The organism is Halorubrum rutilum (genome assembly GCF_042665015.1).
GTDB classification, from domain to species: domain Archaea; phylum Halobacteriota; class Halobacteria; order Halobacteriales; family Haloferacaceae; genus Halorubrum; species Halorubrum rutilum.
Map to the genome: position 1 here is coordinate 1 of NZ_JBHTBL010000016.1, position 10,328 is coordinate 10,328.

Here is a 10,328-nt window from a genome sequence, read left to right on the forward strand (position 1 = left end):
GCTTCAACTCCTTTGATTTAGTGGCCTACCTCGCTGCTGTATGGCGATTCAACACAGCCGTATAATCTGGTTGTGTTCCCGGCGGTGTTCTTTGCGCTGGATCATCAGGAAAATCGGCGTGAGACAGTCGTCTCAGGGATCCTCGCTGGAACGATGATGACTCTCCCGTTCGCGCTTACGTATGTCACGTTCATGGGGTTCTACCCATCTGAACAGGTGATGGGTGCTGAAGTCCCTTGGCTGCAGGTGCTGGAGAGCGCCGGCGGGACGCTGCTCATCGGCTTCTACGGTGTCGTGATGGGATGGACACTTGTTGAGACTAGTGTCGGTCTCATTCACGCCCTCCTTGACCGCGTTGACGAGAATATCGAGGATGTCGCTGTTGGGCCGCTCGAGGGGCTCGAAGGACTGTCAAAAATCCAGAGTGGTGGCCTCGCAGTCGGTATTCTCGTCGGTGCCCTGCTGCTCTCACGTGTTGGTATTATTGCGCTCGTCGCTCAAGGATACACGACGATGGCGTACTTCTTCATCGCACTGTTCGCAGCCCCATTGCTCACTGTCGGGGTGCTCCGGATTCAAAATCCCAGCTGGGGGTCCGACTTCTTCGGTTCAGAGAGTCGCTCCTCCGCGGTTGCACAGTCAGACGACTAAGCTCACTCGAACGGACAGCGTCTGATTTTGGCCTCTCATGGAAGGGGGTGCAGTTTAGGACGCTGTTCACTTATGCGTGGTTACGATGAACCTTCGAGATGCGTTCGATGTTCCGGTGCCGGCCATCGTCCTTGCAGAGGGGGAGTTCGGCGAGACAGGCGGCAAAACTGCCAACGGAGTTGTGATGCACAGCGAAGTGTTTGATACGCGAGCCATTGTGGATACTGAAACTGCCGGACGCACGCCGGCGGATGTGCTTGCAAATCCCGATGCACCGGAGGTCCCGATTGTCGAGTCCGTTGAAGCAGCTTTGGATGAAGCCCCGGAGGCGGCGGCGCTCGTCATCGGTGTGGCGCCAGCAGGTGGCGATCTACCGGAGGCCTGGGTCGCCGATATTGAGGACGCTATCCGTGCTGGCTGTGATGTCGTCTCCGGATTGCATGTCTTTCTGGGTGAAGAAGACCACTGGCAGGCCTTGGCCGACCAGCATGATGTCCGACTGATTGATGTCCGAAAGCCACCAGCTGACGACACGCTCCGTGTTGGCGACGGCTCTGTGGACGAGGTGGACGCCGATGTGGTTCTTACGCTTGGAACCGACTGTGCAGTTGGGAAGCGGACAACGACCTTCGAGTTGTATCACGCGGCTCAGGCAGCAGGAATAGATGCTGGCTGGGTCGCAACCGGCCAAACCGGAATCATGGTCGGCGCTCACGAGGGCGTCGTCGTAGATCGGGTGCCTGCAGATTTTACGGCTGGCGTGGTCGAGGATCTTGTCTCCGCGGTTGGTGCCGATCACGACCTCGTGTTCGTAGAGGGGCAGGCATCTCTCAGCCACCGGGCCTACTCTGGCGTTACCTTATCTATCCTTCATGGGGCGTGGCCAGATGCAGTTGTTCTCGCAGACGAACCCGGACGGGAGGTTCGAACGCACTTCGAGCGATTCCACACAGAGGGCGTCGAGAAAGAGATTCAGCTCATCAACGACCTGTCTGAGGCGAGTGTGGCAGCCCTTTCGACGTGGGGAGACCCAGAGGAACAGGCCGACCGCCACGGGGTACCTGCGGCGAACGTTTACCACGACGGCGGGGCGTCCGAACTGCTTTCAGCAGTTCAGGAAACCCTCCGTGATGGTGCAGCCGTGGATCTTGAGGAGGTCAATCAGTGAGCGAGATTACGGACCTTTCAGCACGTCAGCTTGACTTAGCGCTGACGGAGCCGTTCGAGATTTCACTCGGGACACAGCACGCAGCATCGAACTTGCTTGTGACAGTGGAAACTGAAACCGGAGTTACTGGCTTCGGTGAAGGGTCGCCAATCCCGCCTGTGACGGGTGAGACCCAGACTGTTGCTGTTGAAACCGCTCGCGAATGCAAGGAGTTAGTTAAGAGGCATTCTGTCGGCGAGTACCGGCAGCTTAGCAGGAATATCCGCGAGACCTTCCCCGGGATGGCATCGGCACTGTTTGCAGTCGAGACAGCCATCCTCGATGCGTATTGCCGAGAGGAGGGGATTCCACTGTCGGCGCTGTTTGGTGGACAACCGACACCTGTTAAGACGGACCTGACGATTCCGATTCTTCCAGCTGACACTGCAGCGGAGCGGGCAAAGGCCGCAACAGAACGTGGGTACGATCACCTGAAAATCAAGACGGGAACCGATGTGACGACTGATGTTGAACGGGTCGAGGCTGTTGCAGAGGCAGCTCCAGAGGCAGTGTTGAAGATAGATGCAAACCAGGGGTGGACATCAAAAGAGACCGCTCAGTTTGCCAATCGGATAACAAGTAGCGGCATCGACCTAGAACTAATCGAACAGCCTGTCCCTGCGACAGATATTGATGGTCTCGCACAGGCACGTAATCAGGTGAATATCCCAATTGCGGCTGATGAAGCGGTCTTCACGCCCGCTGACGCAATCCGAATTATCCGTGAATCGGCTGCTGATGTGATCAACGTCAAACTCGGCAAATCCGGGCCTCTCGCCGCTGCCGAAATTGCGGCTATTGCCGAAGGGGCCGACCTCGAGCTCATGGTCGGCTGTATGCTCGAAAGTGCTGTGGGCATCCATACGAGTGCCCACGTGGTTGCCGGGATCGGATCGTTCGACTATATTGATCTGGATGGAAACCGGCTGCTTGAGTCTGATTTCGTCGACACAGAGGGTCCGATTCACGACATTTCAGGCCCAGGTCACGGCGTGACCCCAAGCAGTGAGAGAGGCAAGCAATAGACTCTGGGCGTGACTAGAGGAGGCTGGTGAACCAGCCACAGCGCTCCGACTGTGATGTCGCCGGTGAGTGGGTGTTCCACTTGTTCGTTTGGATGGACCACGTCCGAGCGGGATCCAGCACATTAATCCCGCGACTCAGCCGGGAGATCCCAAAGCAGAACTCCTGGGTGCGCGCTATCGACTTTAAGGGCGGAAGGGTCGAACGTGCCCGAAGCGAGCGCGTTCAGTATCACGCTTGGCAGCTTGGTTCAGCCACAGTGCAACCAGGCGCTCGATTGCGTTGATACCGGCTGGGACAGCGGTCAGACCACCACCTGCGGCGTAGCGTCTCTGGTAGGTTCTATTGATTGTATTAACCCGGAGGATGTCCCACAATTCTGCCGATGAGTTAGGTGAGTAGCCCGCTCGATAGTCGGTTGTTATAGCCGTTCAGTCACGTCGATGATCGTACCACTTGCGATGGTTTGTCCCATATCTCGGATGGCAAACCGACCGAGCTTAGGATACGTGGCTACAGACTCTACCACTAACGGTTCCTGCGGTCGGACAGTGACACGCGCTACGTCACCAGTTTCGATGGCATCCGGAGACTCCGCTACAATGTCGCCCGATTTGGGACTCTCAAGCTGATCGATCGACTCAATTGTACAGGCTACCTGCGCGGTATGGACGTGGAAGATCGGGGTGTAGCCTGGCGTGATTATCGCCGGATGATCGTGGACAGTTATCCTCGCGCTGAACGTCTCGGCAACTGTGGGCGGATCGTCGACGGGGCCGCATACAGCACCCCGCTGGATGTCACCCTTCCCGATGCCGCGAACGTTGAATCCAACATTATCCCCCGGATACGCTTCCTCGCACTCTTCGTGGTGCATTTCTATAACTTTGACCTCCCCGCTTGCCCCCGATGGTTGGAATGAGACGGTCTCGCCTTTCCTCAGAACCCCTGCTTCAATGCGTCCAACTGGAACGGTTCCGATTCCGGAAATCGTGTAGACATCCTGGATGGGGAGACGGAGCGAAGCACCGACCGGATGTTTGGGAGCGGGGAGTTCGTCCAATAGGTCCAGTAAGGCACTCCCATCGTACCACGGCATCTGTTCGGACTCGGTTGAGATGTTCTCTCCGTCGAGTGCGGACACTGGGACGAACGTCACGTCATTTCTCGAAAATTGTACCTGCGCCAGCAGATCAGTAATGGCCTCACAGACCACTTCGTACCGGTCGTTTCGATATCCCACCTGATCCATCTTGTTGACAGCCACGAGGATTTCAGAAACACCGAGGGTTCGTGCGAGAAAGAGGTGCTCCTGTGTCTGTGATTCCACCCCAGCGTCGGCAGCAACGACAAGGAGGGCATTATCGGCGTTCGAAACGCCAGTTATCATGTTCTTCACGAAGTCGCGGTGACCGGGACAGTCAATCAGTGTGAAGTCGTGCGTGTCAGTGCTGAGTTCTTGGTGGGCGATGTCGATGGTGACGCCGCGCTCGCGCTCCTCGGCGAGGTTGTCCATCACGTAGGCGAACTCGAAGCCGCCCTTGCCCTTCTCTTCGGCTTTCTCGCGGTGCTGCTCGATTACGTGTTCGGGGACGCCGCCTGTTTCGAAGAGCAGCCGTCCAACGAGTGAACTCTTTCCATGCCCACTGTGACCGATAACCGCAACGTTTTGCCGTCGGCTGGGGTGAGTGGCTGCCGTCGCAGTCTTGATGATTCGGTAGGATTCTCCCTCGTTTTCGATCGCAATCTTGTATCGTTTCCCGTCGTCTGTCTGCAGGTAATCGGTGACATCTGGATGAGACAGAATCCGTGCGTTCAGGAACTCGATGTACTCCCGACCGAATGTGTCGAACGTCTTCGCCTCGGGAAGTTCCTTTTCGACGAGCTCTGAGACAGTTAGGAGATAATCTCCGAGAGCTTCGCCGCGCAGACCGGCTTCTTCCCCAACCTGAATGAGGGCGTTCCAGTTCGTTGCGGTCATTACTAGTTATAAAGCCGGTCGTATGCCTGATTGTTCCACGTCAGTATTGCGTCGAGAGCTGCATCCCCGTGTAGTTCGTGGCTATGGGATTTCACGTACAGTTCACAGGCGCCGACGACTGCTTTCCAGTGATCATGGATGAGGCAATTTGGCCCAATCTCATCCGTTGGGACGGTCTCTTCGATCGCTTCTTCTGGGGTGTCTGATACCTCGTAAGCAGTGTCGTCGTAGACGATGATAATAAGCGTCGTTTTTGGGAACGCTAGTCCTTCGAGACGGTTGATGAGCGTTTCACAGGGATCGTCACCGATGATACACGAATAGTGGATGAGAAGCACGCTATTCGGTACCAGCAGTTCGAGATCGTGTACGTGCTCTATGCCGTCAGTGTGGAGTTCGAGTGAAAAATCGAGATGCTCGAACCCGGACATGATCTCCTGGTGGATGTACTCGAAGGATTTTCCGAAAACGGACGTTGTCTCGGAAAAGACGAGCAGAGACTGCGTGTGATCGACGGCATCCGCCTGGCATTCGTACCTCTCCATTAGTCAACACACACCGTCGTGCACTCGTTCGACGTACAAAATTCTAGTGTCAGTGGTCCCATCTCCGCCGACTAACTGTCGCTTCTGGAGTTGGGATCCTGATTCGAACTCGTCGAGCCATTCCGCAATGCCTCTTCGGAGTCTTTGTTCATCAGAAATACGGCAGCCTCTGAGTATCGAAACAAGCTGATTGCCGGCGTTGGTGATCTCCCGATTCAGCTCCCGGATGGTTTTCGTTTCGCTTGGAGTTCGGCCGTTTTCGTGTCGTCTCTGCGCACGTTCAACAGCGCCCAAAAATTCGTCCAGCTGTTCACAAAACTCCTCTTTTTTCCCGTACCGTTCGCTCAGAAGGGTTTGGTTCAGGCGCACAATAAGGGTCACCGAGAAGATCCCAGTGAAAAACAAGAGTGATGGGGCGATTGATTGAATCGGACTGGGTTTGCTGTCAAACAGAACGACCGTGAGCGTGTAGCCGCAAACCGGGATTGGAGCAGAGACGATCAGATAGCCGATCGCTGAGATCAGGGGTGTCCGCAGTTGGTGAAACTTGACTGAGTAGGTTTTCTGAGTGACCCAGTACAGGAGCAGACACAGGACAACAACGAGAGGGACTGCGACGAAGGAGACAGAGACATTAGTTTCGAACAGGAGACCTTGACTCCGGACGCCGGGAAGGAGGACGAGTGTAACCAGTGTCGGAAGCACGAGTTCCTCGAAAAAGGTTCGATGGTAGCCGAATGTCACGTATTCGAGCGCGACTAAGATTTGATTCTGGCCAGCCATCTTGGGTATCGAGTGTTGTACACCCGAAGGTAATCAAAATGAGTCTTGTAAGGCGAACTTGGCGACCGATCTCCAAAGAACACTATAATTACGCAGGTGGACTTCTTCAGCTACGAGAGGCCGTGGCTACGCACACAGCGAACGAGACGAGCGGCGGAACGGAACGTCTCTCGTAAGCGACACGGAGAGCGACAGCGGCGAGCGGGGCGGGCCGTAACGAACGTTACAACAAAACGCTCCGGCGACGAGGCAGGCAACCTGGGGTGAGATCCCTTTCTCCTATCGCTGACTCGACGCGCTTGACCGGCTGGTAGTTCGACGGCTGGACCGAAGTCCGAGTGGAAGATCTACAGATACGGTTCGCGCGAACTCACCGGCAACGCTGGTGGTCGGCAAGCAGAGCGGGAAGCACTCGAATACCGTACTGCTCGGCCCGCACACCCGCCTCGAGATACCGGACCGCGCGGCGCAGGTGGTCGTCCGGGGCGCTGAACGAGGGTAGCGGTGGCATATACGGCAAGACGGCGTCGAGAGTGGCCGCGTTCGGCAGTGGGGGCTCGTCGTAGAGCTGGTCTACTAGCGGCCTGACGTGGCGGTCGATATCTGCTGTCGGGATCGGGTCGGTCCACTCACCATGTCGGCGACAGGCGTCTGCCTTGGAGGCGTCGATCGCGTCGGTAGGATACCCGAGAAACTGGCCGAGAGCGCGCGGGTGATTCAGCCAGCTCTCCGCACGTCCCTCGGATGAGACGGTGACGGGGTCGGGGAGCCGTGCGAAGCGGTCAGACGTCGTGGCAACATAGTAGACCGTATGTAGTGTTGGACTGTCTCGGTTTGTCGAGCGAGGGCACCGAACCTCGAACGGCAGGCCACATTCGCGGAGCAGCTGGCCCACGTACCTCCCGCGGGAGGAGTCGCGGGCCGCGAGGACGTTGTTCGCAACCACGGCGTGGATGTTTGGTACTGCGTGATATCGTGGAGCTCAGCGACAACCTCCGGAGTGACGACCGCATCACAGAGGATGCGCCGGTACTGGAACAGGTCCAGCACGGCGAACCCGACCGCTCCATCCACACGGGCACTCGCGGCTGACGAAGACGCTGGAGTCAGCGGCGACCGTTCGCAGTCGTGGACCGCTCAGCAATCGTCGTCGTCCCCAGTGTCGACGGTCGTCACGTCACGCTCGTAGATGTCGCTGTCGGCGGGGGCCGCGAGATCGAGTGGTTCATCTCCGAGATCCGCTTTGAGGAGCCGGAGTCGCCTCGCGGACGTGGCACCAACGAGGGCTGTAAGCTGGTCACCAGCGAGCCCGGCAGTGTAGTACGTAGTTGCGATCGCCTTCAGAAGTGGGTCTCCCCCGCTCATCGGTCGCGCAGCCGATCTCGAGTGGCTGCAAACCGAACGGGATCTGTGTCGCCAGCCGCAGCCATGTCGTTAGCTGACTGGAGCTGGGAGTCGATAAGGTGATTCTGTTGGCGTGACCACTCCCTGTCGTCGTGGGTCCGAACGTACTCAGCCCATCGCTTGATCATCGCACGCCGTTGCTCCGTGTTCCGCCGATGATCGTCCTCAAACGCCTGTGAGTTCAGCATAGTAATCCTCCTCTCCAAGCTCATTGACGTATACTGGCTGCTCCGTCGGTAACCATGGTAAAAACGGCGTAAGCGTAACGAATCACTCGTCTTCGAGTGCCGTATAGATCTCCGCGTGCCGGCGTCCGTCAAGCTTCCCCATCTTGAGGGCGATCTCGCGACGTTCGGCATCGCTCTCAGCCGCCTGATACCGCTCGTAGAGCTGGCGGACTTTGTCGTCGACCGCTGACGAGGAATCGGTGCTGGACGCCATTGTTCTGTTATACATACTCTGTATGTCCCTTTATCAGTTGCGACGAGCACACGCCCGGAAGTAGATGACTGCAGTCGCTGTATCGACCGCGGCCTCGTCGGTTGCGAAGCGGTGCAAGAGGGCTCGAATCTCATCACCGTAGTCGAACGTGTACCCATTCAGCATATAGAAAACGACCACCGTTCGGAGCGCTGTTCGTTTGTTCCCGTCGATGAACGGATGCTCCGCAACAAGCAGTCGCATCAGGTGAATCGCTTTGGCATGGATCGTCTCCGGTACTTCCCCGAAGAACCCCTCCGAGATATACTGCAACGCGGATCCGATCGTGTCTTCTGACCGAACTCCCGGTTCCGTGGTGTCGCCTTCTGCCACAATCTGCTCGTGGAGATCCAGAATAAGTTCGACAGAGGGATACGCGAGATCGTCAGTCACGCACCCAAATTTCTCGTGTCGCCCGTTAACCGTTTCTCAACCGTCGAGATCAGGACTCATCGTCGGCAGCGTGAGGTGGCCCAGTTATCGGGTGTCCCTGTTAGCGGTGTCAACGATCATCGCGTCAGTCGTTGATGTCAAGATCCTCGAGCGATATGCCCGCTTTCTCGATATCGTAGTGTTGTGGACGACGGGCCGGAGCACTTGGAGGATCATCTCCGCGGCTAGCGGGGAGATTTCGAGGTTCTCCGCCATCAGCCGGTGGGTCACCTCGCCGCGTTTACGGGCGACCGCGTAGGTGAGCGCGGTCGCGAGTCCGGCGACGCCGTGGCGGTCGATGTACGTGTCGATGTCGGCGTCCGTCTCGCGGCGGCCGACGGCGTCGATCAGCGCCGGCGTGATCGTGTACTCACGGTCGCCCGCGGTCGTCGTTACAGTCTGGTCGATCTCACGGGCGGTATACTTGCGCGGCTGCTCATCGTCGGTGACGGCGACAACGCCGGCGTCGACGAGCCGGTTGACGTAGCTGTAGGCGGTTCCCTGGGCGAGTTTGAGGTCGGCTATCACGTTCTGGACGGTCGTCTCGCCCTCCCGGGCGAGGTACGCGTACAGCTGGGCGAGCTGTTCTTTCTCGAACTGTTCGTAGTCGCGACTCGTGTCGTCGTGCGGATCGGGACTAAGCATCGTGACTCACGCAGCGCACGCTGTTGCGCGCTGCACGCCTCCTAGCACCGACAAACAGCGTCCAGATCCGGTCCCTCCTCGGATCGCCCGGCCGCCAGGATACACTCATTTGAGGAGTTGGGCGGAGGGTGGGGGCAATAGAGTGGATCCAGCTCCACCGTTAACCAACATCGTGTCGGTATCGGCCGGGAATGTTGGTTAAGGCTCACCGCTACGGCGTTCGGAGCTCTCGAACTGGCTTCACGACGAAGGTGTTTGGCTTGCTGGTTGCTCTTTCACCTGATCGTTCCGCCGCCGTCGACGCCGACCGCAAGAGCTGGGTGATGAGCTCGTCGCGAACGGCTCGTCGAGAGATGTTGGTTTCCTGCCAGCCCAGCCGGTCGTCGAAGTGCCGCTTCTGGAACTGTTCGCCGACGTCGTCGCGGGCGACGTACTGCGTCCGCGTCGACCGCCCGACCTGCCGTGAGACGAAGACGCCGCCCACGGCCTCGTGTGTGAGCTCGACGAGGGCACACTCCACGAGGGCGACGATCGACGCGTGATCCCGGTCGGTCGGAACCGCCATCTCGAGGTCCGCCCACGGCGCCTGACTGTTGGGGGTAATTCCTGCGTGATGCGCTGCTCGTCTCGTGCTGCGTTGGTCCGAAGCCATCGTCTATCAGGAGCGCGTGATACGCCCCGCCACCCCCTCGTGGGGGCGATAGACCCCACCGAAGCGCACCCCGTCAACCTATGCGCTAAATCTGATACTTCTGTAGTTCCGCTACCCCTGTGATGGCCCCTCGGCCTGAGAGAGCCGGCGGCCTTCGCACATTGCATATCGCCTCTTTCTTTGGACGAAAGCCGCGATATGCAAGGCGAAATAACGGACTCAAATTGCAGAAGAACCTCGTCGGACAGATTTGAGAGCGTAAAAAGTACCTCGACGAGTTCCGGATTAATCCTGTGGTTTCAAAATTGTTCGACGGCGGGGTAACAAAGTTGATATCGGCGACATCCGACTTCTTAAGGGTCACTGCTTCACCTATTCTGAGGTCCTCAAGGTTGTCCGTCTCAGCACTTCGAATTGTGGATCACCTCCGATTCTCTCGATTCTGGCCGTGTTAGACGCTGAAAATTGCTCGATAGGGATTCAGAAGGGGGTGTCTTTGATCTACAAAACAATTCTCGACAATCT

Annotated in this window: 12 protein-coding genes and 1 pseudogene; 3 read left to right on the forward strand and 10 right to left on the reverse strand. The window is 57.7% G+C overall.

The features are described 5' to 3' along the window. The first annotated feature begins 156 nt into the window (after positions 1–156). The 3 genes from ACFQMF_RS14930 (at position 157) to ACFQMF_RS14940 (ending at position 2,883) form a co-directional block, all read left to right on the forward strand. On the forward strand, positions 157–651 hold the full coding sequence (locus ACFQMF_RS14930; RefSeq protein ID WP_379792183.1) for a hypothetical protein: 495 nt from the start codon (positions 157–159) through the stop codon (positions 649–651). Between the two features lie 85 nt (positions 652–736). After that, positions 737–1,819 carry a DUF1611 domain-containing protein gene (locus ACFQMF_RS14935; protein ID WP_379792185.1) on the forward strand — a complete coding sequence of 361 codons (1,083 nt, stop codon included), beginning with the start codon at positions 737–739 and terminating at the stop codon, positions 1,817–1,819. Then, positions 1,816–2,883: a dipeptide epimerase gene (locus tag ACFQMF_RS14940; protein ID WP_379792187.1), complete on the forward strand. Its 1,068-nt coding sequence runs from the start codon at positions 1,816–1,818 to the stop codon at positions 2,881–2,883. Before ACFQMF_RS14935 ends, ACFQMF_RS14940 begins: the two co-directional genes overlap by 4 nt. Before the next feature lie 419 nt (positions 2,884–3,302). Here ACFQMF_RS14940 and tuf read toward each other — a convergent pair whose 3' ends face one another. The 10 genes and pseudogenes from tuf to ACFQMF_RS14985 all read right to left on the reverse strand — a co-directional run bounded on the left by tuf (position 3,303) and on the right by ACFQMF_RS14985 (position 9,803). After that, on the reverse strand, positions 3,303–4,862 hold the full coding sequence (tuf, locus tag ACFQMF_RS14945) for a translation elongation factor EF-1 subunit alpha (protein ID WP_379792189.1): 1,560 nt from the start codon (positions 4,860–4,862) through the stop codon (positions 3,303–3,305). Positions 4,863–4,864: 2 nt separating this feature from the next. Beyond that, the gene (locus tag ACFQMF_RS14950; protein ID WP_379792191.1) at positions 4,865–5,407 is read right to left on the reverse strand and encodes a hypothetical protein; all 543 of its coding nucleotides are present in this window, start codon (positions 5,405–5,407) and stop codon (positions 4,865–4,867) included. 3 nt (positions 5,408–5,410) lie between these two features. Further along, positions 5,411–6,190: a hypothetical protein gene (locus ACFQMF_RS14955; RefSeq protein ID WP_379792193.1), complete on the reverse strand. Its 780-nt coding sequence runs from the start codon at positions 6,188–6,190 to the stop codon at positions 5,411–5,413. Positions 6,191–6,560: 370 nt separating this feature from the next. Further along, positions 6,561–7,136: a hypothetical protein gene (locus ACFQMF_RS14960; protein ID WP_379792195.1), complete on the reverse strand. Its 576-nt coding sequence runs from the start codon at positions 7,134–7,136 to the stop codon at positions 6,561–6,563. Between the two features lie 191 nt (positions 7,137–7,327). Then, entirely contained in the window at positions 7,328–7,555 is a 228-nt protein-coding gene (locus tag ACFQMF_RS14965; protein ID WP_379792197.1) for a hypothetical protein, read from the reverse strand. Continuing rightward, positions 7,552–7,806: a DUF8150 family protein gene (locus ACFQMF_RS16320; RefSeq protein WP_465261790.1), complete on the reverse strand. Its 255-nt coding sequence runs from the start codon at positions 7,804–7,806 to the stop codon at positions 7,552–7,554. Before ACFQMF_RS16320 ends, ACFQMF_RS14965 begins: the two co-directional genes overlap by 4 nt. Before the next feature lie 58 nt (positions 7,807–7,864). Continuing rightward, positions 7,865–8,035, reverse strand: coding sequence for a hypothetical protein (locus tag ACFQMF_RS14970; RefSeq protein WP_379792199.1), 171 nt, complete (start codon positions 8,033–8,035; stop codon positions 7,865–7,867). Positions 8,036–8,068: 33 nt separating this feature from the next. Continuing rightward, the gene (locus ACFQMF_RS14975) at positions 8,069–8,467 is read right to left on the reverse strand and encodes a type II toxin-antitoxin system death-on-curing family toxin (protein ID WP_379792201.1); all 399 of its coding nucleotides are present in this window, start codon (positions 8,465–8,467) and stop codon (positions 8,069–8,071) included. Positions 8,468–8,591: 124 nt separating this feature from the next. After that, positions 8,592–9,151 (reverse strand): annotated as a pseudogene (locus tag ACFQMF_RS14980) (DUF8069 family protein). Positions 9,152–9,362: 211 nt separating this feature from the next. Beyond that, a complete protein-coding gene (locus ACFQMF_RS14985; RefSeq protein WP_379792203.1) occupies positions 9,363–9,803 on the reverse strand; it encodes a hypothetical protein in 441 nt (146 codons plus the stop codon). Between the last annotated feature and the right edge of the window lie 525 nt (positions 9,804–10,328).